Genomic DNA, 26,656 nt, shown 5'->3' on the forward strand with positions numbered 1-26,656 from the left:
GATCAGGCCCCGCTCTGGATGGCGCGTTCGATGGCTTCTTCCGGTGTGTCCGGCGCGGGTTTTTCGTAACGGGGCAGGCCGCCGAACAGCACATGCACAAGCTCGTCGACCATGGCGACGGCAAGAATGATCAGACCGCCGGAAAAGCCGATCTGCGGGATCCATAAAGGCATGGCGATCACGCCCTGGGCTAGGTCGTTAAACGCCCATGAGGTGCGGTTCATGTCAAACGCATACCAGGCGAAATAGACCGCAGCAGCAGACCCGATCAGCAGGGCCACGACCTCGAAGAGCTGGCGGGTGCGTCCGGTCATCCGCTCGATCAGCAGGCCGACGCGGATCATTTCTCCTGAACGAAAAGTATGCGCCAGGCCGAGAAAGGCGGAAGCCGCCATCGCCCAGGAGGCGAAGTCGTCACCGGCCGGGACGTCGATGCCCAAGGGGCGGCCGGCGGAAAGCGCCAGCATGATGACGAAGATCAAGATGAGGAAAAGCCCGGCCAGCCAGCCGGAGACGAGATACAACCCATCCAGCCCCTTTCGGAGCCATTCGGGGAAAATGCTGTGGTGCGGATCAGCGGCGGACATGACGTGTCCTCCGCTCGAAAATGCGGAAATCGCTCATGTGGCTTCCCCTCGGTTGCCGTTGCAGGCAAGGCTCTTTGCGGCCCTTTGCCTGTTCGATAGGCATGATGCAGCATTGTGCATTTTCCTGTCAACTAATCATTGACGTTTTATCGACGAACTGTTTTCGTTGGGTCAGATCGAGCTTCCAAGGGGGACAGCATGGCTGGCAACGCAACCGGCAGTAAGTGGGATTTCTGGGTCGATCGAGGCGGTACATTCACCGATATCGTCGGTCGCAAACCGGACGGAACCCTCGTTGCGCACAAGGTTCTCTCGGAAAATCCGGAGGCTTACCGGGATGCGGCGGTGCAGGGCATTCGCGAGCTTCTGGGTGTCTCCACCGGAGAGCCGATCCCCTCAGGATTGATCGGCGCGGTAAAAATGGGCACGACGGTCGCCACCAATGCGCTTCTGGAGCGCAAGGGCGAAAAGACGCTGCTCGTCACCACACGCGGTTTCCGCGATGCGCTGGCGATCGGTTATCAGGCCCGTGCCGACATCTTTGCCAAAAGGATCATCAAGCCCGAATTGCTTTACAGCGCCGTCGTCGAAGTCGACGAGCGTGTCCGTGCCGATGGCCAGGTCGAGGCGGTGCCGGATGAGGCAACCGTCCGCGCCAACCTGCAGGCTGAGTTCGATGCCGGTTACCGCGCCATCGCCATCGTCTTCATGCATGCCTATCGGTATCCGGCTCACGAGCAGCTTGTCTCGCGAATTGCCGGCGAGATCGGCTTTACCCAGATTTCCGTCAGCAACCAAGTCTCACCGCTGATCAAGCTTGTCGGCCGCGGTGATACGACGGTGGTCGATGCCTATCTGTCGCCGATCCTGCGCCGTTACGTCGAGCAGGTGGCGGAAGAACTCGGGGCGGATGCGAACGGGTCGGGTGACGATGGCCCGCAACTGATGTTCATGCAGTCTTCCGGCGGCCTCACCGCCGCACGGCTGTTCCAGGGCAAGGATGCGATCCTTTCCGGTCCCGCCGGCGGTGTGGTTGGCGCGGTGGAGACATCACGGCTTGCCGGGTTCGACAAGATGGTCGGCTTCGACATGGGCGGAACGTCGACAGACGTTTCCCACTATGACGGAGAACTCGAACGCTCCTTCGAGACGGAGGTCGCAGGCGTGCGCATGCGCGCGCCGATGATGTCGATCCACACTGTTGCTGCCGGTGGTGGCTCGATCCTGCATTTCGAGAATGGCCGTTTTCGCGCCGGCCCGGATTCCGCCGGCGCCAATCCCGGACCGAAGGCCTACCGCCGCGGCGGGCCGCTCACCGTCACCGACGCAAACGTGATGCTCGGCAAGCTCTCTCCCGATCTTTTCCCGAAAATCTTCGGTCCCGACCGTGACCAGCCGCTCGATGCAGCGGCCGTCCGCAAGGCTTTCGAGGAGATGGCCGAGGTGGTCGGCGATGGCCGCTCGCCCGAACAGGTGGCCGACGGTTTTCTCGCCATTGCGGTGGAAAACATGGCGAATGCGGTGAAGAAGATTAGCGTTCAGCGCGGTTATGATGTCACGCATTATGCGCTGACCTGCTTCGGCGGTGCCGGCGGTCAGCATGCCTGCCTGACGGCCGATGCGCTTGGCATTTCGACCGTGCTGATCCATCCGTTTTCCGGCATTCTGTCGGCCTATGGCATGGGGCTTGCCGATATCCGCGCCACCCGCCAGCGCACGATCTCTGAAGGTCTTGCGGCGGCACTTGCATCGCTGGGCCCGGTTCGTGATGAGCTGACGGCGGCCGTGCTTGGCGAAATGAAGAGTCAGGGCGTGGCGGAGACGGATATCGAAGTCCTGCATCGCGCCCATCTGCGGTATCAGGGCACGGATACGACCCTGTCCATCGCTGTTTCCGATGCAGCCGAGATGACTGCCGCTTTCGAGACGGCGCATAGGAAGCAGTTCGGTTTCATCTTCGAGAATCGCGAGATCATTTTCGAAGCCTATGAAGTCGAGGCGATCGGCGGCGGGGCGGATAGTTCAGAGCCGGAATTCGCGCTGGAGACTGCAGCGCCAACATCCACGGAAGCGACGAAATTCTTCTCCGGCGGAGCCTGGCGCGATGCTCCCATCTATCGCCGTGCCGACATTTCACCTGGTGCCCGAGCCAATGGCCCCTGCCTGATCGTCGAACCGCATCAGACGATCGTCGTCGAGGATGGCTGGGCTTTCGAGATCACAAAACTCAACCATGTGGTGCTGAAACGCGTCGCGGAGCTTTCCCGTGCAAAGGCTGTCGGCACTCAGGCCGATCCGGTCCTGCTCGAGGTCTTCAACAACCTGTTCATGTCGATTGCCGAGCAGATGGGCGTGACGCTGCAGAACACGGCGTCTTCGGTCAATATTAAGGAACGGCTGGACTTCTCCTGCGCGGTGTTCGACGAAAACGGTGCGCTTGTCGCCAATGCTCCGCATATGCCGGTGCATCTCGGCTCGATGGACCGTTCTGTCGAAAGCATCATCGCGCAGAACAAGGGCAGGATCCGTCCCGGCGACGTGTTCGCGCTCAACGCGCCCTATAATGGCGGGACGCATCTGCCGGATATCACGGTGGTCACGCCGGTTTTCGATGAGGCAGCTGAAAAAATCCTGTTCTACGTTGCCTCGCGCGGTCACCATGCTGATGTCGGCGGTACGGCTCCCGGCTCGATGACGCCGCTTGCGACGACGGTCGATGAGGAAGGCGTGTTGTTCGACAACGTCCTGCTTGTCGATCGCGGCAGGTTCGACGAGGCGGGCATCACGAAGCTGCTTTCCGATCACCCCTATCCGGCCCGCAACGTTGCCCAGAACGTTGCCGACCTTCGCGCCCAGATCGCCGCCAACGAAAAGGGCGTGCACGAGATGCGCAAGATGATCGCGCAATTCGGCCTGGATGTGGTTCAGGCCTATATGGGCCATGTGCAGGATAACGCGGAAGAGAGCGTTCGCCGGGTTCTGGAAAAGCTCGGCGATGCCGAATTCTCCTATGCGACCGACCAGGGCAGTACGATCAGGGTGAAGATCACCGTCGATAGAGCGAAGCGCGAGGCGACCGTCGATTTCACCGGAACCAGCGAGCAGAAAAAGAACAATTTCAACGCGCCCGAGCCCGTGACACGGGCGGCGGTTCTCTATGTCTTCCGCGTCATGGTGGAAAGCTCGATCCCGATGAATGCCGGCTGCCTGAAGCCGATCAGGATCATCGTGCCGGATGGCTCGATGCTCAAGCCGCAATATCCGGCAGCGGTCGTTGCGGGTAATGTGGAGACCTCGCAGCATGTCACCAACGCGCTGTTCGGCGCCTTGGGCGCGATTGCTGCCAGCCAGGGAACGATGAACAATCTCACTTTCGGCAACGCCACCTACCAATATTACGAAACCCTGTGCTCCGGCTCGCCCGCAGGCCGGTTCAACGACGGCACCGGTTTTGCCGGTACGGATGCGGTGCATGTTCACATGACCAATTCCCGCCTGACCGACCCGGAAATTCTCGAGACGCGTTATCCGGTGCTGCTGGAAGATTTTCATATCCGTGAAGCATCCGGCGGCAGGGGTGCGTTTTCGGCCGGTGACGGCACGAAGCGGACGATCCGCTTTCTCGAAAAGATGGATTGCGCCATTCTCTCGTCACATCGCACGATCCGGCCGCATGGGCTTGCCGGTGGCGGAGAGGGCGAACTCGGCCTCACCACCGTGCGCCGTCTCGACGGCTCGGTGGAAGAACTTGCCGGCTGCGCCCAGACGCTGATCGAGGCGGGCGAAGCCGTCACGGTCGTGACGCCGACGGCGGGAGGTTATATGGCGGCGGAATAGGAATGGCGAGCTGAGCTAGTTTTCCACCAGCCAGCTGGAGACCTGCTCCAGGGTTTTGCGCTCCTGGTCCGCCTCCATCGAAAAGGCCGGGCGCAGGTCGGCGCCCGGCATATGGGCGCGCAGCACGTCGATACTGTTGCCCAGCCCATATCCCCCATGGGTGATGAAGGGAATGACTACTTTGCCGGAGAGGTTATGGGCGCGAAGGAACGAGCGGATCACCGGCGGGGCGGTCATGCCCCAGATCGGCATGCCCAGATAGACGGTATCGTAGCGACCGATATCGGCAACGAAATGCCCGAGCGGCGGCAGATATTACGACTGCGTTTCGCGGCGTGCCTGTTCGACAGTCGCTTCGTAGTCCTCCGGATAGGGCGTCTCCGTCTTGATCTCGAACTGTGTCGCATCCATGGCCCGCCTGATCTGGCGGGCGATGACGGCGGTGTTTCCCGTTCGCGAATAATAGGCGACGAGGATGCGCCCCGCTTCAGCAGGGCGCTGTTCGGCCGATGTCTCAGATGCTGCCAGCACCAGGCCGGCGGCAGTCAGCGGCAGAGCCTTCAGCAGGTTTCTTCTCGGCAATTCGGTTCCCATGATCGGCTGCCTCCGGCTCCCGGTTTCGTCAGTCTATGGCACCGGCCGTGGCGTAATCCTCGTCGGAAACCTTCTCCATCCAGGTGACGACACTGCCGTTTTCCGCCTCGGCCACGGCGAAATGTGTCATGGCTTCATCGGCGGACGCGCCATGCCAATGTTTCAGATGCGGCGGGATCCAGACGACATCACCGGGACCGACCGTTTCGACCGGGCCGCCTTCCTTCTGCACCCAGCCCTTGCCGGAGGTGATGAAAAGCGTCTGTCCGAGAGGATGGGTATGCCATGCGGTGCGCGCGCCGGCCGAGAAGGAAACGGTTGCGCCACTGATGCGCGCCGGATCGGTGCCCTTGTAGTGGCCGGCAACGCTCACTTCTCCGGTGAAATAGGCGTCCGGCCCGGGGCCGGAATTGCTGTTGGCGCGTGTGACCTGAAGGTCCATGTCTGCTCCTTGGGATTTGACTTGTGTCGGCTTTGCTTGAGCCGCAGCGTTACGGCTTTCGAAGACCGCCTTCAGCACAGGGACTGCGGACATGGCGCGTGGCCAGCCTGCATAAAAGGCGACATGGGTTATCGCTTCGGATGCCTCGGAAGCGCTCAGGCCGTTATCCATCGCGCGGTTGGCGTGAAATGGCAGCTGTTCCGGCTGGCCGATCGCCACGAGTGCGACCATGGTAATCAGGCTTCGGTCGCGGGCGGAAATATCCGGCCTCTGCCAGAGATCACCGAACAGCACGCGGTTGGTCAGGTCGGCAAGGGCAGGGGCAGTCGGAGCGACCGCCGTATTGACCGTCGCGGTACGAGCAGCTTCCGCCGCCGCTTCAAGTTCGATGCGTGCGGCATCGCTGTTTCTCACCGGCGCGATATTGCGTTCACCGAAGACCTGGGCGACTTCCTGCACCGCTGAAATCGAATTGGGCCAGCCGGAATAAAGCGCGAGTTGGGTGATCAGTTCACCGATCTCCTCGGGCTTTACACCGTTATCGAGCGCGCGCCGCACATGGCTGCCGATCTGTGCCGACTTGCCGGTGGAAACGAGAACCGCGACCGTCACGAGGCTGCGGTCGCGGGGCGCAAGTTCGGTTCGCTCCCACACCTCGCCGAAGAGGACGCTATCGGTGAAATGGCCAAGCCCCGGTGCAACGTCATAGACCGCCGGCGGAGCGACGCGCCGCCGTTCCTCCTGGGCTTCGACGCCTGTGACGGCGAGCGTGGACATGGCGATGCTGGCGGCGATGTTCTTCATCCGGATTTTCCTCTTCATACGGTGTCGGTTGGCCAAAAGCGCGGATTTCCCGCCCTTGATGTGGGCCGGAATTGCCGCAGGATTAGATGGTTGAAACCGATTGGGCCTATGCGACGGGTTCATGAATGGTCGGCCGGTCGCGCCATCGATATCGGCGACGCGACCGGTCTCTTTTTAGAAGCGCAGGAGTTTTAGAAACGCAGCAGGGTCTTGATCGCCCGGCGCTCGTCCATCGCCCTGTATCCCTCCGCCACGTCGGCCAAAGGCAGTTCGAGGTCGAAAACCTTGCCGGGATTGATCGCGCGGTCGAGAACCAGATCCATCAGATAGGGTAGGAAGCGGCGCACCGGGGCGGGGCCGCCAAGCAGGCTCTTCTGCTGGAAGAACAGGTTCTGGCCGTCGAATGTCACGCCATGCGGAACACCGACAAAGCCGATCTTGCCGCCCGGACGGGCGCAGGCGAGCGCCTGGGACATGGATTCCTGCGTTCCGACGCATTCCAGAACGGAAGTAGCACCTACGCCCTCGGTCAGTTCCTTGATGCGGGCCACGCCTGCGTCACCACGTTCAGAAACGATATCGGTTGCGCCGAATTCCATCGCCAGATCCTGGCGGGTCTTGTGGCGGCTCATCGCGATGATGCGTTCGGCACCCATCTGTCTGGCGGCGAGAACGCCCATCAGGCCGACAGCGCCGTCACCCACGACGACGGCGGTCGATCCCTCCTGGACGCCTGCCGCGTCGGCCGCATACCAGCCGGTCCCCAGCACGTCGGAGGTGGCAAGAAGGCTCGGGATCAGATCGTCGGCGGGCAGGTCGGCGGTTGCGACAAGCGTTCCGTCGGCCAGAGGCACGCGGGCATAGGGCGCCTGAGCGCCGGTCATGAACTCGCGCTGCTCGCAGGACGACTGGAAACCGAAGCGGCAATGCGGGCAGGTATTGTCCGAGAGGCAGAAGGAGCCGACGACGAACTGACCCGGCTTGACGTTTCTGACCGCACCGCCGACTTCAACCACCACGCCGCAATATTCATGGCCCATGGAGAGCGGTGCGGTGACTTCGTTGGCGCCGCGATAGGGCCACAGATCCGATCCGCAGATGCAGGATGCCGACAGTTTGATGATGGCATCCGTCGGCTTGAGGATCTTCGGTTCGGAGACTTCCTCGCAGCGAACGTCGCCGGGACCATGGAGAATTGTCGCAAGCATTATGTGCTTCCTTCTGATTTCAACTTTGTTGTCGGGAACGGATGAGAGGTTTGATCAGTCCTTCGAAGATGTCGAGATGTCGAGATGACGAGCCAGGCGCAGAGTGCTGCACCTGTCGCCATCACCGCGATCACCCAGCCCATCGGCCAGGGCGTGCCGTCCGCAAGAGCGCCGACCAATCCCGACCCGGCAATGCCGCTGCCATATTGAATGGCGCCGACAAGCGCCGAAACCGAGCCGGCCTGTTCGGGGTAATCGGCCATCGCACCGGCGATCGAATTGGCGACGACGAAGCCGGTGACGGAAACGAAAGCCAGAAGCGGTAGGAAAAGCCCCCATAATCCGCCGAAATCGAAATAGGAATTTATCGCAAGGACGATGCCCGAGAGCATCGCAAAACCCGTACCACCTGCCAGAATCCGGTTCATGCCGAAGCGATGGACGAGCCGCGCGTTGATCAGGTTGGTGATGACGATGCCGATGATGCCTGAACCGAAAAGCAGCCCGTAATATTCGACCGGAACCTTGTGGTAGGTGATGAAGGCGAACGGGGTTCCGGCGATATAGGCATACATGCCCGAGTAGAAGAAGGCGCCCGTACCGGCATAACCGATGATCTTCTTATGGGTGAGCAGGTTCGCGTAACGACGGAATGCCCCTGTCAGTGGCTCCGTACTCCGCCGCTCGGCCGGCAATGTTTCCGGCAAGGTGAAAAGACCTACGAGCGCCAAAAGCCCGAGCAGTACCAGCACCCAGAATATTGCGCGCCAACCGGCGATGGCCGCGATCTGGCTGCCGAGGATGGGCCCCAGCAACGGGGCGATTGCCATCACGGCAATCAGCGTGGAGAGCATCTGTGCGGCGCGCGCACCTTGATAAAGATCACGGACGATGGCACGTGACAGAACCACACCCGCACAGGCGCCTATCGCCTGCAGGATGCGCCACAGAATGATCTCCTCAACGCTTGCCGAGAGCGCACAGCCGATCGAACCGATGACGAACAGGACAAGGCCGATCGCGACCGGGAGCCTCCGTCCGTATTTGTCGCTCAGGGCTCCCCATAAAAGCTGTCCAAGGCTGAAGCCGATCAGGAAGCCTGAAATGGTGAACTCGACACTGCCTGCATCGGCGCCCAGCTGATCGGCCATTTCCGGCATCGTCGGCAGATAAAAATCGGTCGAGATCGACGCAAAGCCCATCAATGCGCTGAGGATGGCGAGCACCTGCCAGCGCTGCGTGTGCGGTGTGGGGGCGCTGTCGATGATGGTATCCGCCGAACAGAGCTGAGTTTGGGATGGCATGAGGGTGTGGGTGTCCTGTTGCCGGATAAGTGCCAGCGCCCGGCAGGGCATGCTGCTCCTGCCGGCCTGAAATAATGCGGGAATGTTAGAGACCGGTCGTCCTGAGCAGATGTTCGGGATAACGCTCACCCTCGATCCGGATCTCGGCGGCGGCTTTTTCTATCCGTGCAAGCTCACCCGATGTCAGTTCGACATCCGCGGCTGCTAGGTTCTCTTCGAGCCGGTGCAGCTTGGTGGTACCGGGGATCGGAACGATCCATGGCTTCTGCGCCAAAAGCCATGCAAGCGCGATCTGGGCAGGCGTACCACCCTTTTCATCGGCAATCGTCTTCAAAAGATCGACCAGCGCCTGGTTTTTCTCCATCGCCTCCGGCGTGAAACGCGGCAGGATATTGCGGAAATCGCCTTCGCCGAGCTTCGTATCCTTGTTCATAGCGCCGGTGAGGAACCCCTTGCCGAGCGGGCTGTAGGGAACGAGGCCGATGCCGAGTTCCTCGCAGGTCTCAAGAATGCCGTTGGTCTCGACACCGCGGGTCCACAGCGAATACTCGTTCTGCAGCACGGTGACCGGCTGCACCGCATGGGCGCGGCGCACGGTGTTGGCGCCCGGTTCCGACATGCCGAAATGCTTGACCTTGCCCTCGGTAATCAGGTCTTTCACCGTGCCGGCGACATCCTCGATCGGCACATTGGGATCGACGCGATGCTGATAGAGCAGATCGATCACCTCGACGCCGAGGCGCTTCAGGCTGCCTTCGACGGCTTGCCTGATATGCGCCGGCTGGCTGTTCAGGCCGGACTGCTTGCCGTCGACGAAGTTGAAGGCAAACTTGGTGGCGATGACGACCTGATCGCGGAAAGGCTTCAATGCCTCGCCGACCATTTCCTCGTTGGTAAAGGGGCCGTAGACCTCAGCCGTGTCGAAAAACGTTACGCCGCGTTCGACCGCCTGACGGATCAGGGTGATGCCTTCCTCTTTGCTGACCTTGTTGGCATAACCAAAATCCAGCCCCATGCAGCCAAAACCGAGTGCCGACACTTCAAGGCCGGCCTTTCCGAGGACGCGCTTTTTCATATCCTGTCTCCATTCACGGACATAACGAGCGGGTGTCTTCCGGCCAGTTTTCGCTGGCGATCACCTCACCGTGGATGGAGATGTAAACCTTAAGCAGTCATTCTATTAGGCGCTGGATACGGCATGAACTTATGCTTAAAATTCATGAATTGGCTCGAAGCCAGGTCATGCCGCAGCTCGCTCGCCGTAGATGATAAATGTGATTGTCGAGCCTCACCGCTTATTCAGATAGGTTCCTGCCCAACAGGCGATAAGCGCTATCCGTATCGGTAATCACGGTGGTCGCCAGGCCTGCACGGAGGCACGCAGTCAAAATCGCCCTCTTATGCGCTCCTCCAGACGCAATGATCCGTGTTGGAATTCGGCGATAATCGTCGATCGATGGAGATATGACCTGCCGGTTCAAGGGGTGATCAATCTCCTGGCCATTACCATCGAGATATCGTCCCAGAAGATCGCCGACAGCACCGGCATCCGTCAATTTCCCAACATCGGTACCAGTGGGCAGGCCGTATCGAACCTGAAGCGATTCCGGTGAAATGTCGCCGATGCTGAGGATAGAGACATCTACCGCGGTTGCTTCTTGAAGCAGGCTCTGGAACACCGTCTGCGCAACGATCGTGTCACGCGAAGCCGGATCGTCCGCATAGATCGGTGCTGCCAGATAGTGACATTCCGCATTCATGACCTTGGCGAAGCGCCGCACGATTTCGAACGTGTTGATTTCCGAGCCGCGCGTCAAGCCACCCATCATCGATCGAACCTTGACGTTCGGTACATTCGCCGGCGCCATATGGTGGACGGTCTCGCGTAGCGTTGCGCCCCAACCGACCCCAAGTGACGCCGGCTCGCTTGCCTGGATCAGTCGCTCCAGAAACATTGCAGCCGCGCGACCGATCACGGTCGCCATCTGTTTTTTGTCCTCGGGAGTCGGAACGATGACCACGTCAGTCAGGCCAAATCGCTGCCGCAGCTCAGCCTCCAGCTCGATGTTTTCGGTCAGTGGAGAGTTGAAGCTGATCTTGACGACACCCTGATCAAGCGCTGCTGAGAGCAGCTCGTTGACCTTGCGGCGTGTGAGCAGCATCCGCTCGGCAATCTGCGCCTGCGTCAATCCTTCCACGTGATAGAGCCACGACGCTCTTACCATGAGCTGCTGATTGGACATGTTGCCTCCCGCCCAAATGTCACATCACCGTAACATTTGTAACCTAGAGCTACGCGAAGTCGGCGGGGCGGTAAAGCGGCTTTCATCAACCACAGCCTCCTGACGAAATTTTGTCTGTCGATTTCCATGCGACGCCCGACGCCGAGGTCCTCCCGACCGGCGAAGGCGTCCGCGCGCCCATATCGTTCATTTGGTTCAACAGGAGAGATCCATGCTTTCTATCAACCGTCGCCATGCGCTGGGACTGATGTCTGCTGCGGCCGGCACCATCATCCTGCCACGCATGTCGTTCAGCCAGGGTGCACGTCCGTCGATCACGATCGCCGTACAGAAGATCACCAACAACAACACGCTCGATGTTTGGAATGAACAGTCCAACGTCGGCGAACGCGTGTTCTTCCCCAACCTCTGGGAAGGCCTGATTAACCGTGACTGGATGGGCAATCAGGGTCCGGTTGCGGGTCTGGCCACCGAATGGAAGCGTATTGACGACAAGACGCTGGAACTGAAGCTGCGCCAGGGTGTGAAGTTCCATAACGGCGACGAGCTGACCGCCGAAGATGTTGCCTTCTCCTTCTCGAAGGAGCGCGTGTTCGGCAATACCGAACCAGTCGGCGGCAAGACCATCTTTGAAGCCGATAACAAGCCGACCACTGTCAAGGAACTGCCGGCGATCGTTCCGGGCGTTGCCCGTCGCCTGTGGCCGGCACTCACCGGCGTCGAAGTGGTGGACAAGTACACTGTCCGTTTCCACAACGCGACGCCGGACGTGACGCTTGAAGGTCGTCTTTATTCCTTCGGCAGCCAGATCACCAGCCGCCGTTCCTGGGACGAAGCCAAGAGCTATACTGACTGGGCGCGCAAGCCGATCACCACCGGCCCTTACATGGTTGGCGAATACAAGCCGGACGTCTCGCTGACGCTGGTTGCCTTCGATGAATACTGGGGTGGTCGCCCGCCGCTGCAGCAGATCCGTTTCGTCGAGGTTCCGGAAGTGGCGTCCCGCGTCAACGGCCTTCTGTCGGGCGAATATGACTTTGCCTGCGACCTGCCGCCGGATCAGATTGCCACGGTCAAGGCTGCTCCCGGCCTTGAAGTGCAGAGCTCAACGATCTGGAACCATCGCGTTTCTACTTTCAATACCCAGAACCCCATTCTGGCAAACCCGCTGGTTCGCCGCGCCATGACCCATTCGATCGATCGCCAGGCGATCGTTGAGGCACTCTGGGCCGGTCAGACCGTGGTTCCTGCCGGCCTGCAGTTCGAATCCTTCAAGACCTCGAACATGTTCGTCGAAGGCTGGGCAGCACCGGAGTACAATCCGGATCTCGCCAAGAAGCTTCTCAAGGAAGCCAACTACAAGGGTGATGCGATCCCCTATCGCCTGCTCAACAACTACTACACCAACCAGACTGCCAATGCGCAGATCATGGTTGAGATGTGGAAGCAGGTCGGTCTCAATGTCGAGATCCAGATGAAGGAAAACTGGGCGCAGATCCACGACCCGGCAGGCGTCAAGGGTGTACGTGACTGGTCGGCTTCGAACACGATCAACGATCCGATCACCCCGCTTGTCGTCCAGTTCGGCCCGAACGGTGAAGCCCAGCAGAAGAAGGACTGGAGCAACGAGGAGCTAAATAAGCTCTCCGTCGTGATGGAAACCTCCACCGATCGCGATCTTCGCAAGAAAGCAATCACCCGCATGCTGGAAATCGCCGAACGTGAAGACCCTGCCTATCAGGTCCTGCACCAGAACGCCGTCTTCACCGGCATGAAGTCCTCGCTGAAGTGGAAGGCTGCCCCGGCTTTCGCCATGGATTTCCGCACTGGTAACTGGAACGCCTCCTAACCGTTCGATATCGCGCGCCGGCCGCCCCCAGCGGCCGGCGTCTTCTATTGCTGAAATGGAGATGAGCTCCGATGGTTTCCAACAACCTCGTGGAACTGCGCGACCTGAAGGTTGCTTTTGACGGTATCCAGGTGCTGCACGGTATTGATCTCACGGTCGGCCGTGGTGAGGCGATCGGCCTTGTCGGCGAATCCGGCTGTGGCAAGTCGGTCACATGGCTTGCAGCACTCGGTTTGCTCCCGGGCAAGGCAACGGTTGCTGGTTCGGTGCGCGTTGACGGGCAGGAGATCCTCGGCACCCCGCGCAGCGTGCTCGAAAGTGTGCGCGGCAAACGGATCGCGATGATCTTTCAGGATCCATCCAGCTCGCTCAATCCTGTTCTGAAGATCGGCCGTCAGATCATTGAAGCGCTCGTCCTTCACCGTGCCTTGACCGGCCAGGCGGCAAAGGCCGAAGCCCTGCGCCTGATGGACATGGTCGGCATTCCCGACGCACGCCGGCGTTTCGATCTTTTTCCGCATGAATTTTCCGGCGGTCAGTGTCAGCGCCTGATGATCGCCATGGCGCTTGCCGGCGAACCTGACCTGCTGGTGGCTGATGAGCCGACCACGGCACTCGACGCGACCATTCAGGCGCAGATTCTTGACCTCCTGATCGAGCTTCGCGCCGAAACCGGCATGGCGACGATTTTCATCAGCCACGATCTCGGTGCCGTTTCCCAGGTCTGCGAACGCGCCTGCGTCATGTATGCCGGCCGCATCGTCGAACAGGGCACGATCGAGGCACTGTTCGACAATCCGCGCCATCCCTATACGCGTGGCCTGTTCGATGCCATTCCACGGCTTGATGGTCCGCGCGAACGGCTGATCCCCATTCCGGGCACCGTTCCCCATCCTCGCGATCTGCCGGAAGGCTGCGCCTTCTCGCCACGATGCTCGCATGCTGCCATAGACTGTCGCAGCCGCAGGCCTAATCTCTCTCCGATGGATGATGGCCGCCTTCTTTCCTGTTTTCACCCGGTCAGCCAGTCCTCCGATCTGGCGACTGTTGCGGCAAGCCGCGTTGCGGAGGCCGTAGCGTGATTTCCCATACTGCGAATGCCCCTTTGATTGAAGCGAAAGATCTGGTCAGGACCTATGAGGTTCGCCAAGGCATGTTCGGCAAGGCGACGCCGGTGCGCGCCGTTGATGGCATCAATCTCACTGTCATGCCGGGCGAAACGCTTGGCGTGGTCGGCGAATCCGGTTCAGGCAAGTCGACACTTGGGCGCATGTTGCTCGGCATCGACCCGTCGCAGGAAGGTGAGACCTTTTTTGAAGGCAAGCCGATGCCGAAGCTCGGCACGCCGGAATGGCGCGCGTTACGGGCCAGGATGCAGCTCGTCTATCAGGACCCGCTCGCGGCTCTCGATCGGCGGCTGACGATAGCAGAGCAGATCGGTGAGCCGCTTGCGATCCACAAGCTGGTGCCGAAGGAACATCGTGCGACCCGCGTGGCCGAACTGATGACCGCCGTGGGCCTGCGTCCCGATCAGGCGGATCGTTATCCGCATGAGCTTTCCGGCGGACAGCGCCAGCGCGTCGTGATTGCCCGTGCGCTCGCCTCGCGCCCGAAACTCCTCGTCTGCGACGAACCGGTTTCGGCGCTGGATGTGTCGATCCAGGCCCAGGTCGTCAACATGCTGCGCGACCTGCAGGAAAAGAACGGCATCGCCATGGTGTTCATCAGCCATGACCTGAAGGTGGTGCGCAACATGGCTGACCGGGTTGCGGTCATGTATCTGGGGCGGATCGTCGAAGAAGCCTCGTCCGATGTCATTTTTTCAGCACCGCTGCATCCCTACACCAAGGCTCTGGTGTCCAGCGTGCCGGTGCCGGGAAAACCTCTCAAAGGGCGCGTGATCCTGCAGGGCGAACCGCCGAACCCGGCCAATCGCCCGTCCGGATGCGCCTTTCACCCGCGCTGCCCGTTGGCGACCGATATCTGCCGCACAAGCGTGCCTCAGCTCCGTCAGGTTGCAGATGGCCGCACTGCCGCCTGCCATCTTGTGGCCGGCGCCGATCAGCCTGTTGCTGCATAAGGAGCGCCAGAGACATGTTACGTTTTGCCTCCATTCGTCTTCTCCGCGCGATGATTACCATTCTGGCGGTCCTGACCTTCGCCTTCGTGGTCCTGCGCATGTCCGGTGATCCGGCGCAGGTCATGCTCGGGCCTGACGTGCCGAAGGAATCCGTCGATGCCTTCCGCAAGGCCTGGGGTCTCGATCAGCCGCTGTGGATCCAGTATCTCGCCTATATCAAGGCGATCTTTACCGGCGATTTCGGTGTATCCATGCGCGACAAGGCGTCTGCCATGCAGCTGGTCATCGATCGAATTCCCGCCACCCTGCAGCTCACCATTCCGGCGCTGTTCCTTAAGGTCGTGATCGGCATTCCGGCCGGCGTCTACGCCGCGCTGCATCGCCAGAGCGCCGTCGATCGCGGCGTCATCCTGGCTGCCATCTTCGGCTTCACCATTCCGTCCTTCGTCATGGGCCTGCTTTTGGTGCTGATCTTCTCGATCACGCTCGGCCTGCTCCCCTCCGGCGGTCAGGACACCTGGCAGCACGGCATTCTCCCGACGCTGACAATGAGCATCGGTGGCATAGGCATCCTCGCCCGCTTCTCGCGCAGCGCGATGATCGAAGTGATGAGCCAGCCCTATATTCGCACGGCCTCGGCCAAGGGCATGGCATGGCAGGATGTCGTCTGGCGTCATGCGCTTCCCAATGCCGCCGTGCCGATCGTCACCATTGTCGGCTTCATGGTCGGCTCGCTGATCGCCGGTGCGGTCGTGGTGGAATCGATCTTCTCTTGGCCCGGCATCGGCCGCCTTCTGGTCGTCTCGGTCACCAACCGCGATCTTGCCGTCGTCCAGTGCATTCTCTTGATGATCGCCGCCACCATGGTCGTGTCCAACCTGATCGTCGACCTGCTCTATGGCTGGCTCGACCCGCGGCTTCGTGCCCAAAGCGCCCATTAAGGAGAGACGGACATGACCATCGTCGATACATCGCGTCAGCCGGCCTCCGAACTGTCCTTCTTCATCCGCTTCATCAAGCAGGTGCGCAAACTGCCTTTCTCCGTCGGTTTCGGTATCGCATGGCTCGTTGCCATGGTGCTCGTCGCCTTCCTCGCCGACCTGATCCGTCCCTATGGCATTACCGCCATAGATTTACGTGCGCGTCTGTCGCTGCCCGGCACCCCGGCGCATCTTCTGGGAACCGATGAACTCGGGCGTGATGTCTTGTCCCGCCTCATCCAGTCGATCCGCGTGTCGCTCGCGATTGCCTTCGGCGCAACCATCATCTCGGCTGTCTTCGGCACGGCACTTGGTTTTGCCGCCGCAAAGTTCCGCGGTGCGGTCGAACATCTCGTTCTGGTCCTAGCCGATTTTCAGGCGGCTCTACCGTTTCTCATCATGTCGCTTGCGGTTCTGGCCTTCTTCGGTTCGTCCATGCCGCTTCTGATCGGCCTGATGGGTTTCTACGGCTGGGAGCGTTACGCCCGCATTGCCCGCGGTCTGGCGATCTCGGCAAGCGCGCAAGGATATGCCGCGGCAGTCGTGCAGCTCGGTGCGACGCCGACCCGGGTCTACATGAAGCACATCCTGCCCAACGTCGCCTCGACGCTGATCGTCTCGATGACGCTGACTTTTCCGGAAATCATCTTGATGGAAAGCGGGCTTTCCTTCCTCGGGCTCGGCGTTCAGCCGCCGGAAACCAGCCTCGGAAACATGGTGGGCTTTGGCCGCGAATATCTCACGCGTGCGCCATGGATCATGCTTGCCCCCGCCTTCGTCATCATGATGACGACGCTCTCCATCTCGCTGGTCGGCGACTGGCTGCGCGACGAGCTCGATCCGACACTTCGATAATCTCTTCCGTTTCATTCAAGGATTTTCTCATGACTAGAACCAAGATCACCGGCCACCGCGGCGCCCGTAATCTGTGGCCGGAAAACTCACTGACCGGCTTTCGCAACGTGCTGGCGCTTGGTGTCGACGCGATCGAATTCGACGTGCACCTCACCGATGCCGGCGAACTGGTCGTTATCCATGACGCGACGCTGGAGCGCACCACAGACAAGTCCGGCCTCGTACGTCATCTGACGCCGCAGTCGCGCACCGAGACGCATCTCGAAGCGACGGCAGATACGGTGCCGACGCTTGCTGAAGTGCTGGCCATTCTGGTCGATGCCGGTGAGCGTCAGCTGCATGTCGAGATCAAGTCCGATGAAGCGAAGAATCCCTATCCCGGTATCACCGAAAAGGTGGTCGCCGAGATCGAACGTTTCGGCCTCGCTCACCGCTGCCACCTGACCTCGTTCGATGTGTCGGTACTGGAGGAATGCCGCCGCGTGGCGCCGAAGGTCGAGCGCCTCGTTTCGGTGAATGCGGAATGGGCAGCCAAACAGGGCGGCCTTTCAAGCTTCATCGATAATGTCGATGGCCTCGTCGATATCGTCGCCATTCACCACGAGCTGATGGCGGCCGAGTGGGACCTCATCACCTCCAAGCTGCCGCTTGATCGTCTCTGTGTCTGGACTCTGAATGACGAGGCACTGATCCGGCCTTGGCTGGAGCGTGGCATCGGTCACCTGACTTCCGACAGTCCCGATCTCGCGCTGACCCTGCGCGGAAAAATCCAATCACAATCCGAACCTGTCTGAAGAGGAAAGATCAACCATGGGCAATATTATTGGTACAGGCTTCAACGCCGGCTCCGTCAACGGGGAACTGGCAAGCCTTGAAGAGGAACTGCGTGTCCTGGCTGGGATCGGCGTCGATACGGTCGAATTGGGCCTCACCAGCCTCGATCTGATTGCCGGCGGCCGCATCATCGAGGAGCGCGCCGAGAGACTGGTCGCTATCACCAAGCAGTTCGATTTCCGCTATACGGTGCACGGCCTCGTTTCCTCCAATTTCATGGATCCCGACACCTGCCGGTACCAGATCGATGCCGCCAAGGCATTGGCTCAGGTCTGCGACCGGATCGGCGCGCGCATCCTCGTCCAGCACGGCGGCAATCTGCGTGCCGATCAGTTGGCGGAACGCGCTGAAGCTGACAGAAGAGAGCGTGAAGCGCTGTTCGAACTTGCCGAATTCTGCAAGCCTTATGGTGTTCGCATCGCGTTCGAGAACATCTTCACCACCGAGCTTGGCCAATATCGCCAGACACCGACACAGGTTGCTGAAACGGTCAAGGCGGTCAATCATCCCAACCTCGTGGCACTGATCGACTTCAGCCACGCCTATCTCGAATCCACCTATCGCGGCCTGAATTTCCGCGAAGAACTGCGGGCCATGGCATCGGTAGCCGGCCATCTGCATGTCCATGACTCGTTTGGCCGCCCGCAGGCTTTCTACAAGCCGTATCATCTGCAGGAAAACACCGCGCTCGGTATCGGCGACCTGCATATGCCGCTCGGTTGGGGCGATATCGACTGGGAAGATATCTTTTCAGAACTCACCTTTCTGCCGGGTACCGTGCTGATGATGGAGATCGGCCGCCGCTACCATGCGGAACAGCCCGAAAGCCTTGAACGTGCAAAACGGCTGATGGCTCTCAACGCCAGTCAGCCGAAGATTGCCGCTGAGTAAAACTTTGAAATGGCCTTCCTTTCGCGGATCCATGTCCGCAAAAGGCAAGGCCATTTGCAATCTCGTCGCGGGTGCGGATTGATTGCATCACGCTTTGCGCTCAGGCAGTCCTTGCCGGTTGGACACGACCGACGATCTGCACGAGATGATGAGCCAGTCGAATCCCGAAAGCGACGGCAGGAAATGTCGGATTGGCTTGTCCCGAAGTCGGGAAAACCGAGCTGCCTGCAACGAAGAGGTTATCGATGTCGAAGGCACGGCAGTCCGCATCAACGACACCCTCCCGACGGTTAGTGCCCATTCGCGTCAGTCCGATCTGATGATAACCGTCATGAGCCTGCGATATCACCATTTCTTCGAGGTCGCCTTCCAGGAAACGAAGTGAACCGAGGCCCGCTGCCCTCAACCACTCGTCAAAACTATGATGTATCTTCAGCACGGATTGATAATCCTCCGGGCAGTAACTGAATTCGGTGCTTATCCCGAATTGACCATCCCGGTCGGCATCGTTGATCAAGCCAACACGGCTTAGCCTGCGCGGCGCCTGCTCTGCATGATAGGTCAGGCTGTATTCGTTATGGACGTCACGCATCTGAAGGTGCGGCAGTCCGTAAAAATATCTTTCATGCGCAACCTTGGAAATCGAAGCCAGACCGTTGATGGGATGCCGCATCAGGTACATTCCATGCGTAATGCAGTCCTGGCGGGATGCACTGCGTTTGCCCTGCAGCACTTCTCGCAGGAATACGGCAGAAGCCAACGGCTGACGCGGCGGTAGTTTGCCTACGTCTGAATTGTGTGGCCACATTACCGTGTTCAGTACGCCTAGATTTCGTTGGGTCTGTGGAGATGGCTGCAGGCGTCTGCGCGTGAAGCGACCATCCTGCTGCCGCCTGAAGAAAAACTGCTCTGCGATTGCCTCTGACCGAAACCGGATTTGAGCAATCTGGCCCGTCAGATGCCCCATGTAATACCGCCCGAGCGGCCCTTCCTTGCCGGCAAACAGATCTGGAAATTGGGCCTGCAGGTTCAGCAGGAGACGCGAATTCTCCCTGCCTCCACATGCCAGAACGAAGTGGTTCGCGTGAACCGTACCCAATTGCTTGTCGCATCGAATGGCCGCCGAGGTCGTCCGGCCTGTTGCACTATCAAAATTCAATTTGATCAGTTGGGCGTCGAGAAGAATGTGCAGAGATTTCGAAGACAGAAGAGCAGAGCGATTTGCTGTCGCAGTGTTTCGAGGAAAAGCCCAGCTTTCCATCGATTCCAGGAATGCTTCGTTTGCCAGCGGCGTATTGTGTGGGCGCGGCGCCTTCATGAGTTTCGCCGCTTCCACGTAATGCGGCTCAAGTTCGCTATGACTGATTGGCCAGCGTGCATCCTCGCCAAGATAGTCGCGATGCTCGAAATCAATGTCGTCGAGTTCGACGCATCGCCCTCCCCATCTGCTTGAAGTGCCTCCCAGGCCAAATGCCAGCGTATCGTGATCGGGTGCGTGAGGGACAGTATCATCCAATCGCACTCCTTCCCGTCTCTTGGGCGGTATTGCATTCCGTGCGCCACGTTCGAGAAGGAGTGTTCGAACGCCGGCCTGGCTGAGAGTAATTGCAATACAGACGCCGACAGGGCCGGCGCCGACAACGCATACATCGAATCCGCTATTCAGGACGTCGCGGCTGGACAGCATGAAGATACCCCCGTCACTGGTCAGTCATATTGTTCATGCGCCGATAGTGCGCCCAACATGACCGATATCGCCTCGTTACATGGTCGAAGGCCTGCCTTGCCGCCTTCTGATTTCGATTGACTGTCCCAGAAGAAACATCGGATCTGATTTAACAGAAGAGATGTGTCTATGTATTCATGGCAAGCAACGTAACGTGTGTTTTATTTAAGTTAAATTCTTGTTTTTATATGATATTGCAGAGTTTAAGCTCGACTTATTCGAATATATGATGGATCGAAGGCGTAAGAAACGCAAGATTAATCGAGACTCTTCTTGAATTTTGTTTTATCCCGATCCAAATCGGTTTTCTGCATTCTCGCAGAGGAGCATCAATGTCAGACATGGGTGTCACCATAAGAAAAACCTGCGGATTCGCCGCGGTGCAAACATGAAAGTCAGGCCGGAGCTCTCCGCATTTCTCGCCTGTTCATTGGCCCTGGCCGGCCCAGGCAATGCCGCCGAATATTTTTGGTCAAGCAGCAGCGCTTGCATTGAAAGACAGTTGCAGGTTCAGCGCATCCGGGAGGGCCTTAGAGCGGGCCTTATAGAGCTTCGTCTTGCAGAGCTTGGGCATGGCAGCGTCAAAGGTGATAAGGATTGGACACCTCCCCAAGTCATTGAGGATACTGCTTTCAAAGGTATCGATCAGTATATCCTTAATCTGCAGATAATCTGCAGGCTTCGATATCCTGGTTGAATGCCGGGTTTGCATATGCTCCAGACGGATTGCCAGGCAGACGCTATACCGACCAGTAAATGGTAAGGAACACTCGGGCGTATCTCATGGAACAAATTGCTCGCCTGGACGTCCCATGCTGGTTAGCTTACGTTTCTCGTGCGCTAAGTTTATCATCATACGGCAATATCTTCCGGGATCCTCCCCGGCTTGTTTTGAGGATTTGCACAATGGATTTCGAAAAAACCTTGCGGTCGCTCGTCGCTGTCCGTGCCTCCGTTCCGGAAAAGGCCTTCACGGCTGGCACGCTCGGCACGCGCCGGGAGGGTAGCGGCGTGGTGATCCGCGAAAACGGCTTGGTGCTTACAATCGGTTACCTGATTACAGAGGCAACGGAAGTCTGGTTGACACGTCACGACGGTCGCGTCGTGCCGGCTTATGTTACGGCCTATGATCAGGAAAGCGGTTTCGGTTTAGTTCAGGCGCTTGCGCCACTCGAACTGCCGGCGCTTCCCATCGGTGATTCAGATGAGGCATCTATCGAAGATGCTATCGTCTTTGCCGACGGTGAGGGACAATATGTGCGGGGGCATATCGTCGCAAAACAGGAATTCGCCGGTTATTGGGAATACTTGCTGGAGGAAGCGATCTTTATTACGCCCGCCCATCCGTCGTGGGGGGGAGCTGCTTTGATCGACAGTGAAGGCAAGCTCGTCGGGCTGGGATCACTGCGATTACAGATGAGCAAGGGCGGTGAGATCGCCGACATCAATATGGCGGTCCCCATCAATCTGCTGAAGCCTATACTCGATGACGTCCTGAGCCAGGGAATAATCAATAAACCGCCAAGACCCTGGCTTGGGGCATATTCGGCTGAGACCAATGGCGAAGTCGTGGTCATGAGCGTTACGGAAAACGGGCCGGCCGCCAAGGCGGGGTTGCGCAGCGGTGATGTCATTTCCGAAATCCGGGACGGTGAAGTCGATGGATTGGCGGACTTCTATCGGAAAGTCTGGGAGAGCGGCTCACCGGGCGCCGAAATTCCTATGCGCATACTTCGTGACGGACGTGAAGCCTGGCTCAGGGTGAAATCTGCAGACAGAAACGACTTCTTGATAAAGCCGTCGTTGCAATAAATAGTCTAGCGTATCAGGATAGCCCTGAAATCATTGACATTTGTTCCTGTTGGTCCGGTTTCGAACAGGTCGCCGATTGCAACAAAGCCTGAATAGCTGTCGTTGCGCTCGAGCAGAGCGCGGCCTTCGGTTCCGGCATGCAGCAGACGTTGTGCAGTCGTGCCATCAACAAAGGCGCCGGCATTATCTTCCGAACCATCGATCCCGTCCGTGTCGGCGGCAAGCGCCACGATCCCGGTGCCGCCAATTGCCAAAGCAAACGATAGGGCGAATTCACCGTTCCGTCCGCCTCTGCCGCCTTTCGAGCGGATGGTTACGGTTGTCTCTCCACCGGAGAGCAGCACGGTCGGCTTGGTAAATGGCTGGTCTTTCAAGGCAACTTCTCGGGCGATGGCCGCATGAACGAGGGCGACATCACGTGCCTCTCCTTCAATGGAATCCGAGAGGACATGCGCTTCGACGCCATTGCTGCGGGCGAGATCCGCTGCAGCGCGAAGCGAGACGCCGGCAGAGGCAATGATGTAGTGTTCGTTTTTCGCAAAATGTGGCTCTTGCGGCATCGGCGCGTCGGCTGCCTGCGAATTCAGATGGGCAATGATGGCCGACGGCAGGTTCATTCGATATTGTTCTATGATTGCCAGAGCCTCATGGCGCGTGCTGTCATCAGGTACGGTCGGGCCGGAGGCGACGAAGGCTGGATTGTCGCCTGGTATATCCGAGACGATCAGGCTGACGACACGTGCCTTCGTCGCTGCCGCCAACCGGCCCCCCTTGATTGTCGAGACGTGCTTGCGCACCACGTTCATGGCCGAAATGGGTGCGCCGGAGGCTAGCAGCGCCTCGTTCAGCGCAATCTCGTCCTGAAGCGTCAGCCCTTCCGGAGGTGACGGAAGCAAGGCGGACCCACCACCGCAGACAAGCGCTATGACCAGATCACCTTCCGAGAGGCCTGAAATAGTCTCGATCAGCCGGCGGCTTGCCGTAAGTCCTGCCTCATCCGGTACCGGGTGGGCAGCTTCGATGATCTCGATACTCTTTGTCTCGCAGCCATAACCGTATCGCGTGACGACCAGGCCGCTGAGCGGAGGGCCATTCCAGACGGCCTCCAGCGCCGCGGCCATCTGTGCGGCTCCCTTGCCTGCACCGATCACGACTGTGCGAGCGTTCGCGGGTGGATTAGGTAGATACTTGCGAATTCCGTTAAGAGGATCAGCGGCCTTTACAGCGGCATCGAACAGCATCTTCAGCAGTTGGCGTTCACCGATCATATCATTTCCTCGCCTTGGGCGAACTGTTCTGACCATGGTGGTCAGCACGCGTCAATCGCACTTTTCCTTGCTTTCATCGATGAAGCGGGATGTGTTTATGGGAAACAGCGATCTCCCGGTCTGCCACGGCAGGAAATGGGGCATCCTCTTCTCCGAGGCTCTGTCACCAGGCCCCAACGAGACTGTGGCCGACAAGCGGAACTTCCTTGATCGCCCCGTGCTGCCCCTCAATCGAAATGGATGACGGGATTTGTCTCGGCGATTTGCGAAACCATTTTGCAGCAATCGTAGCCAGATCTCCGATCATCGCGTGTTTGCGCCATTCGGCGAAGCGCCGGGCAGTTGCTTCAGGTTCCGACATATAGAAGAAGTCGCCCGACTTTTCGATCTGATTGATCGAGATCGCCACATCGGACATCGGACGTTGAAACATCCTGGAGGAAACCGAGAGTTCTTTTGCGCTTTCGGAAAACGCAGGCGCCATGAAATCGATTGCCCAGCCATCCACTTCCACCCAGCAATGAAAGTTTTCACCGGCTCCGGTTACAAAACCGTCCTCGCGGTGATCGGCAAAAAGGATGACGGTTCCGCCAAGATTATAGGCCGCCAAACCACCCTTCGGTGTCGCATCCAGCTTATAGTGCTGTTTTAGGATAAAGGCTCCGAATGTGCTGAAATACATGGAAGCTGTTGCGGGGTCAGCATTTTCATTAACAAGAAGGCTGTTGATGACCCTGTAGATTCGATGATAGTCGCTCTGCTTGATCAGCATTCGGTGGCCCTTCAAATCTGCTAATTCGGGGGCTGATAGCGTATCGCCCGACAATCGAATTCTCTTGGGAAATAAGACACTCAGGCCATCAGGCGCCGCAGTGTTCGTTGTGTGCAGACATCATCTACGACACAGCTAATGGGAAATGTATTCGCCCAATCAGCGGAAGGTCGACGTTCTTAAGCTCGCCGGGAGCTGAATATCTGAACCCGCCTTCGGAAATGATGCCGCGTTTTTGCACGCGACATCATCTATTCCGTCAAAGAATCCGCTTACAGCGGGTTGACGTTCTCAGCCTTCGACTTGCCGGTCTTGCGATCCTGGCCCAGTTCGTAGCTGACCTTCTGGCCGTCACGCAGAGCGGCGCCGTAGGCTACTGCCGAAATGTGCACGAACACGTCCGCGCCGCCATTTTCAGGCGTGATAAAGCCGAAGCCCTTGTCTTGGTTGAAAAATTTAACTGTGCCGGTCGCCATCAGAAATCCCTGTTCACTTGGGGAACTCGCCCCACCATTTTATATGGCGACGCTGAAAGCCTCGCCATACAGATACCACGCCGCAAGACGCTTAATCGTTACATATCCCGAACTGGGTGCTCAGGTAAACCGTTTGAACGCTTCCTCTAGCAAAATCCGTTCAGCTTCAGGATTTTATGCGCCTCGATTGACGCTCGAAGCAGGTCTTCTGAATTGCGATTGCCCTGATTTGCATCAGGATGGTGCATCTTCAGACGTTCCTTGTAACGGGTTCTGATTTCCTCAGGCGTCGCATCCTCCGAAAGTCCGAGCACCTCGAAAGCTTTTGCTTCGAGGACTTTCAGCTTGCGCGCTTGAGTTTGTCGTTTCTCAAGCAGGCGCTGCGCTGCGGACTTGCGGGCGTTGATCGACTTGGCCGAGCCGGACCGGGCGGTGGAAGGAAGCGGAGCCTCCTTCGCCTCGGTAAAGGCCGTGCCGGATGTTACCCGGCTGCCTGCCGCCGCTTCCTTTTGGTAACGGGCAACTTCAGGCGTGGAGAGGGCCGGGGAGTAATTATAACCCTTGTTGTATTCCTTCACATGCTCGATACAGAAGGACAGATACAACCCATCTGCCGCGCCGCCGACAGGCGCGCGATGCGGAGCGACCTTGTCGCAACCATCCCACTGACACTTGGGGCCAACGGGTTCAGCAGGCTTGGCAGCCCGCTTCTTAGTGGACTTCAGGCTTACGAAAATTTTTGAATCAGACGTCATGGCCCGTATATGACGACAACAGGTCGGCATGGCAAGAATGGTCTTCCATGCCGACGCCATTGATCCGTGATCAACAGCTAGAGTGTTGCGAATGTGTTCGGATATGGTCAGCCCGCAGGGGTCGGCTCGCCGATCGAGAGCATCAGCCTGTTTGCCCAGTTGAAGAACGCGGCGCCATGAACGACGTCGGAAATTTCTTCGTCTGACAATCCGGCTTCACGTAGACGCTTTGCGTGGTCTGCAGTGAAGCTGGGCGGCGTGGTGCTGAGCGCCACCGAAGCCGAGACGATTGCGTTCCAGCGTTCGCCAAGATCGGCCCCCACTCCTTCGTCCAGCAGCTTCTGCACATCCGCTTCACGCTTGGAATATTGCGAGGCAAAGCGCGAATGGACCGAAGCGCAGAGAATGCAACCGTTCAGCCTTGAGGCAGCCGTTGCAGCAAGCTCCCGCTCTGCGCGCGGCAATCCATCCTTGGTGTTGTAGAAGATGTCGTTGTCCGTCTTGGTGCGGGCTTCGAGAATATCCGGATCGCGGACCAGAAGCGCGAAATAGGCAGACTTGGCGCGCGCCTTGTCGACCAGCGCCTCATAATGGCGGTCGGTGAGTTCGCCCTCTGCCAGTGGCTGAAGCCAAGCGGTCCAGCCAATCTTGTCCTGGGTGAAGACAACCGGTGGGTTTTCGACGGTGGGTTCAATAACGGTATCAGACATGGAAGGTTCTCCGTTAGGCCGCAGCCAGGACCCGAAGGCCGGCGACGACGCGGATCTGGAAGGCGAGGAAGGAGACGAGCTGGGATAGCGTGACCACGCCCGTCGTGCTCCATCCGGCTGAAAGCAGTTTTTGCAGTTCCGCGGGGCTGGCGTCCCGAGGGTGGTATGTCAGCAAATAGGCGTGTTCGAGCGCTGCGGAGAGCCGATCCCCGAGGATGGCGCGATCGGTGGGGCCGATATCAAGAGCCGGCCCATCGGTGTTTTCCGCGCTCAAAGGCCCTTCGGGATAATGACCATAGGGGCCTTTCGCCGCATTGAGCTCGGCCAGAGCCTTCACGGTCGCGAGAATGACCGTACCGTTTTCGAGCCCTGCCAGTTTTGTCCCGTAAAATTCCTTGATGCTTTTGTCGCCATGCAGGACTGTAACAAAGACTGCGACGGCAAAACGCTCGACAAGCGATGCCTGGCTTTCATCTACGGGTTCGAAAAGAGCCGTCCAGCTTTTCTGTGCGTGCTCCTTGGTGATCGGGCGCCGGCTGCGCAGCGCGTCGGCAGGCGCGCCCGGCGTGATCCCGACGAGGTGGTCGATAACGTCGATCGTATCGGTCATGAATGTCTCTTTCGATTAT

The 26,656-nt window shown here is 59.0% G+C and carries 22 protein-coding genes and 1 pseudogene; 9 read left to right on the forward strand and 14 right to left on the reverse strand.

Annotated features, from left to right (window positions below):
• Positions 1 to 2 precede the first annotated feature (2 nt).
• Entirely contained in the window at positions 3 to 587 is a 585-nt protein-coding gene (locus tag JZX87_RS18355) for a TRAP transporter small permease (RefSeq protein WP_206827207.1), read from the reverse strand.
• Positions 588 to 785: 198 nt separating this feature from the next.
• Here JZX87_RS18355 and JZX87_RS18360 point away from each other — a divergent pair, with 198 nt between their 5' ends.
• Complete coding sequence (locus JZX87_RS18360) at positions 786 to 4,424, forward strand: hydantoinase B/oxoprolinase family protein (protein ID WP_206827209.1); 3,639 nt, start codon at positions 786 to 788, stop codon at positions 4,422 to 4,424.
• Between the two features lie 15 nt (positions 4,425 to 4,439).
• On the opposite strand, the pseudogene JZX87_RS32015 reads toward JZX87_RS18360, so the two are convergent.
• The 6 genes and pseudogenes from JZX87_RS32015 to JZX87_RS18390 all read right to left on the reverse strand — a co-directional run bounded on the left by JZX87_RS32015 (position 4,440) and on the right by JZX87_RS18390 (position 11,019).
• Positions 4,440 to 5,018, reverse strand: a pseudogene (locus JZX87_RS32015) (flavodoxin).
• A gap of 28 nt (positions 5,019 to 5,046) precedes the next feature.
• Complete coding sequence (locus tag JZX87_RS18370) at positions 5,047 to 6,264, reverse strand: (R)-mandelonitrile lyase (protein WP_206827211.1); 1,218 nt, start codon at positions 6,262 to 6,264, stop codon at positions 5,047 to 5,049.
• Between the two features lie 191 nt (positions 6,265 to 6,455).
• Positions 6,456 to 7,472 carry a zinc-dependent alcohol dehydrogenase family protein gene (locus JZX87_RS18375; protein ID WP_206827213.1) on the reverse strand — a complete coding sequence of 339 codons (1,017 nt, stop codon included), beginning with the start codon at positions 7,470 to 7,472 and terminating at the stop codon, positions 6,456 to 6,458.
• The gene (locus JZX87_RS18380; protein WP_206827215.1) at positions 7,472 to 8,776 is read right to left on the reverse strand and encodes a multidrug effflux MFS transporter; all 1,305 of its coding nucleotides are present in this window, start codon (positions 8,774 to 8,776) and stop codon (positions 7,472 to 7,474) included. The genes JZX87_RS18375 and JZX87_RS18380 overlap by 1 nt, the downstream gene beginning before the upstream one ends.
• An 85-nt stretch (positions 8,777 to 8,861) precedes the next feature.
• Positions 8,862 to 9,851 (reverse strand): aldo/keto reductase, encoded by a 990-nt coding sequence (locus JZX87_RS18385; protein ID WP_148144548.1) that lies wholly within the window; start codon positions 9,849 to 9,851, stop codon positions 8,862 to 8,864.
• Between the two features lie 220 nt (positions 9,852 to 10,071).
• Complete coding sequence (locus JZX87_RS18390) at positions 10,072 to 11,019, reverse strand: sugar-binding transcriptional regulator (RefSeq protein ID WP_148144549.1); 948 nt, start codon at positions 11,017 to 11,019, stop codon at positions 10,072 to 10,074.
• 211 nt (positions 11,020 to 11,230) lie between these two features.
• Between JZX87_RS18390 and JZX87_RS18395 the strand changes: the two genes are divergently transcribed.
• The 7 genes from JZX87_RS18395 (at position 11,231) to JZX87_RS18425 (ending at position 18,508) form a co-directional block, all read left to right on the forward strand.
• Positions 11,231 to 12,868 (forward strand): ABC transporter substrate-binding protein, encoded by a 1,638-nt coding sequence (locus JZX87_RS18395; protein ID WP_183685426.1) that lies wholly within the window; start codon positions 11,231 to 11,233, stop codon positions 12,866 to 12,868.
• 71 nt (positions 12,869 to 12,939) lie between these two features.
• Positions 12,940 to 13,950 carry an ABC transporter ATP-binding protein gene (locus tag JZX87_RS18400; RefSeq protein WP_206827217.1) on the forward strand — a complete coding sequence of 337 codons (1,011 nt, stop codon included), beginning with the start codon at positions 12,940 to 12,942 and terminating at the stop codon, positions 13,948 to 13,950.
• A 71-nt stretch (positions 13,951 to 14,021) separates the two neighbouring features.
• Positions 14,022 to 14,948 (forward strand): ABC transporter ATP-binding protein, encoded by a 927-nt coding sequence (locus JZX87_RS18405; RefSeq protein ID WP_206827299.1) that lies wholly within the window; start codon positions 14,022 to 14,024, stop codon positions 14,946 to 14,948.
• Between the two features lie 14 nt (positions 14,949 to 14,962).
• A complete protein-coding gene (locus JZX87_RS18410) occupies positions 14,963 to 15,889 on the forward strand; it encodes an ABC transporter permease (RefSeq protein WP_206827219.1) in 927 nt (308 codons plus the stop codon).
• A gap of 12 nt (positions 15,890 to 15,901) precedes the next feature.
• Entirely contained in the window at positions 15,902 to 16,783 is an 882-nt protein-coding gene (locus JZX87_RS18415; RefSeq protein ID WP_206827221.1) for an ABC transporter permease, read from the forward strand.
• 29 nt (positions 16,784 to 16,812) lie between these two features.
• On the forward strand, positions 16,813 to 17,577 hold the full coding sequence (locus JZX87_RS18420) for a glycerophosphodiester phosphodiesterase family protein (protein WP_183685425.1): 765 nt from the start codon (positions 16,813 to 16,815) through the stop codon (positions 17,575 to 17,577).
• 16 nt (positions 17,578 to 17,593) lie between these two features.
• Positions 17,594 to 18,508 (forward strand): TIM barrel protein, encoded by a 915-nt coding sequence (locus tag JZX87_RS18425; RefSeq protein WP_206827223.1) that lies wholly within the window; start codon positions 17,594 to 17,596, stop codon positions 18,506 to 18,508.
• A 100-nt stretch (positions 18,509 to 18,608) separates the two neighbouring features.
• Here JZX87_RS18425 and JZX87_RS18430 read toward each other — a convergent pair whose 3' ends face one another.
• A complete protein-coding gene (locus tag JZX87_RS18430) occupies positions 18,609 to 20,195 on the reverse strand; it encodes a GMC oxidoreductase (protein WP_148144556.1) in 1,587 nt (528 codons plus the stop codon).
• 945 nt (positions 20,196 to 21,140) lie between these two features.
• Between JZX87_RS18430 and JZX87_RS18435 the strand changes: the two genes are divergently transcribed.
• The gene (locus JZX87_RS18435) at positions 21,141 to 22,046 is read left to right on the forward strand and encodes a S1C family serine protease (protein ID WP_148144751.1); all 906 of its coding nucleotides are present in this window, start codon (positions 21,141 to 21,143) and stop codon (positions 22,044 to 22,046) included.
• A 5-nt stretch (positions 22,047 to 22,051) separates the two neighbouring features.
• Here JZX87_RS18435 and JZX87_RS18440 read toward each other — a convergent pair whose 3' ends face one another.
• The 6 genes from JZX87_RS18440 to JZX87_RS18465 all read right to left on the reverse strand — a co-directional run bounded on the left by JZX87_RS18440 (position 22,052) and on the right by JZX87_RS18465 (position 26,637).
• Positions 22,052 to 23,314 carry a glycerate kinase type-2 family protein gene (locus JZX87_RS18440; RefSeq protein ID WP_148144557.1) on the reverse strand — a complete coding sequence of 421 codons (1,263 nt, stop codon included), beginning with the start codon at positions 23,312 to 23,314 and terminating at the stop codon, positions 22,052 to 22,054.
• A gap of 163 nt (positions 23,315 to 23,477) precedes the next feature.
• Positions 23,478 to 24,086, reverse strand: coding sequence for a DUF2026 family protein (locus tag JZX87_RS18445; RefSeq protein ID WP_206827301.1), 609 nt, complete (start codon positions 24,084 to 24,086; stop codon positions 23,478 to 23,480).
• 272 nt (positions 24,087 to 24,358) lie between these two features.
• Positions 24,359 to 24,562: a cold-shock protein gene (locus JZX87_RS18450; protein ID WP_112456227.1), complete on the reverse strand. Its 204-nt coding sequence runs from the start codon at positions 24,560 to 24,562 to the stop codon at positions 24,359 to 24,361.
• 146 nt (positions 24,563 to 24,708) lie between these two features.
• Complete coding sequence (locus JZX87_RS18455) at positions 24,709 to 25,317, reverse strand: J domain-containing protein (RefSeq protein ID WP_183825220.1); 609 nt, start codon at positions 25,315 to 25,317, stop codon at positions 24,709 to 24,711.
• A gap of 107 nt (positions 25,318 to 25,424) precedes the next feature.
• On the reverse strand, positions 25,425 to 26,027 hold the full coding sequence (locus tag JZX87_RS18460; protein ID WP_148144559.1) for an alkylhydroperoxidase domain protein: 603 nt from the start codon (positions 26,025 to 26,027) through the stop codon (positions 25,425 to 25,427).
• Positions 26,028 to 26,040: 13 nt separating this feature from the next.
• A complete protein-coding gene (locus tag JZX87_RS18465; protein WP_206827224.1) occupies positions 26,041 to 26,637 on the reverse strand; it encodes a CMD domain protein in 597 nt (198 codons plus the stop codon).
• Positions 26,638 to 26,656 lie beyond the last annotated feature (19 nt).

This window comes from Agrobacterium sp. Ap1 (genome assembly GCF_017313375.1).
Lineage (GTDB): Bacteria > Pseudomonadota > Alphaproteobacteria > Rhizobiales > Rhizobiaceae > Neorhizobium > Neorhizobium cellulosilyticum.

What these genes read in the sequence shown, in the direction of transcription:
- JZX87_RS18375 (WP_206827213.1), bottom strand. Translation starts at nt 7,472, where the DNA reads ATGCTTGCGACAATTCTCCATGGTCCCGGCGACGTTCGCTGCGAGGAA.
- JZX87_RS18405 (WP_206827299.1), top strand. Translation starts at nt 14,022, where the DNA reads ATGTTCGGCAAGGCGACGCCGGTGCGCGCCGTTGATGGCATCAATCTC.
- JZX87_RS18385 (WP_148144548.1), bottom strand. Translation starts at nt 9,851, where the DNA reads ATGAAAAAGCGCGTCCTCGGAAAGGCCGGCCTTGAAGTGTCGGCACTC.
- JZX87_RS18455 (WP_183825220.1), bottom strand. Translation starts at nt 25,317, where the DNA reads ATGACGTCTGATTCAAAAATTTTCGTAAGCCTGAAGTCCACTAAGAAG.
- JZX87_RS18430 (WP_148144556.1), bottom strand. Translation starts at nt 20,195, where the DNA reads ATGCTGTCCAGCCGCGACGTCCTGAATAGCGGATTCGATGTATGCGTT.
- JZX87_RS18435 (WP_148144751.1), top strand. Translation starts at nt 21,141, where the DNA reads ATGGATTTCGAAAAAACCTTGCGGTCGCTCGTCGCTGTCCGTGCCTCC.
- JZX87_RS18360 (WP_206827209.1), top strand. Translation starts at nt 786, where the DNA reads ATGGCTGGCAACGCAACCGGCAGTAAGTGGGATTTCTGGGTCGATCGA.
- JZX87_RS18460 (WP_148144559.1), bottom strand. Translation starts at nt 26,027, where the DNA reads ATGTCTGATACCGTTATTGAACCCACCGTCGAAAACCCACCGGTTGTC.
- JZX87_RS18420 (WP_183685425.1), top strand. Translation starts at nt 16,813, where the DNA reads ATGACTAGAACCAAGATCACCGGCCACCGCGGCGCCCGTAATCTGTGG.
- JZX87_RS18445 (WP_206827301.1), bottom strand. Translation starts at nt 24,086, where the DNA reads ATGCTGATCAAGCAGAGCGACTATCATCGAATCTACAGGGTCATCAAC.
- JZX87_RS18415 (WP_206827221.1), top strand. Translation starts at nt 15,902, where the DNA reads ATGACCATCGTCGATACATCGCGTCAGCCGGCCTCCGAACTGTCCTTC.
- JZX87_RS18400 (WP_206827217.1), top strand. Translation starts at nt 12,940, where the DNA reads ATGGTTTCCAACAACCTCGTGGAACTGCGCGACCTGAAGGTTGCTTTT.
- JZX87_RS18380 (WP_206827215.1), bottom strand. Translation starts at nt 8,776, where the DNA reads ATGCCATCCCAAACTCAGCTCTGTTCGGCGGATACCATCATCGACAGC.
- JZX87_RS18395 (WP_183685426.1), top strand. Translation starts at nt 11,231, where the DNA reads ATGCTTTCTATCAACCGTCGCCATGCGCTGGGACTGATGTCTGCTGCG.
- JZX87_RS18425 (WP_206827223.1), top strand. Translation starts at nt 17,594, where the DNA reads ATGGGCAATATTATTGGTACAGGCTTCAACGCCGGCTCCGTCAACGGG.
- JZX87_RS18355 (WP_206827207.1), bottom strand. Translation starts at nt 587, where the DNA reads ATGTCCGCCGCTGATCCGCACCACAGCATTTTCCCCGAATGGCTCCGA.
- JZX87_RS18440 (WP_148144557.1), bottom strand. Translation starts at nt 23,314, where the DNA reads ATGATCGGTGAACGCCAACTGCTGAAGATGCTGTTCGATGCCGCTGTA.
- JZX87_RS18465 (WP_206827224.1), bottom strand. Translation starts at nt 26,637, where the DNA reads ATGACCGATACGATCGACGTTATCGACCACCTCGTCGGGATCACGCCG.
- JZX87_RS18370 (WP_206827211.1), bottom strand. Translation starts at nt 6,264, where the DNA reads ATGAAGAACATCGCCGCCAGCATCGCCATGTCCACGCTCGCCGTCACA.
- JZX87_RS18390 (WP_148144549.1), bottom strand. Translation starts at nt 11,019, where the DNA reads ATGTCCAATCAGCAGCTCATGGTAAGAGCGTCGTGGCTCTATCACGTG.
- JZX87_RS18410 (WP_206827219.1), top strand. Translation starts at nt 14,963, where the DNA reads ATGTTACGTTTTGCCTCCATTCGTCTTCTCCGCGCGATGATTACCATT.
- JZX87_RS18450 (WP_112456227.1), bottom strand. Translation starts at nt 24,562, where the DNA reads ATGGCGACCGGCACAGTTAAATTTTTCAACCAAGACAAGGGCTTCGGC.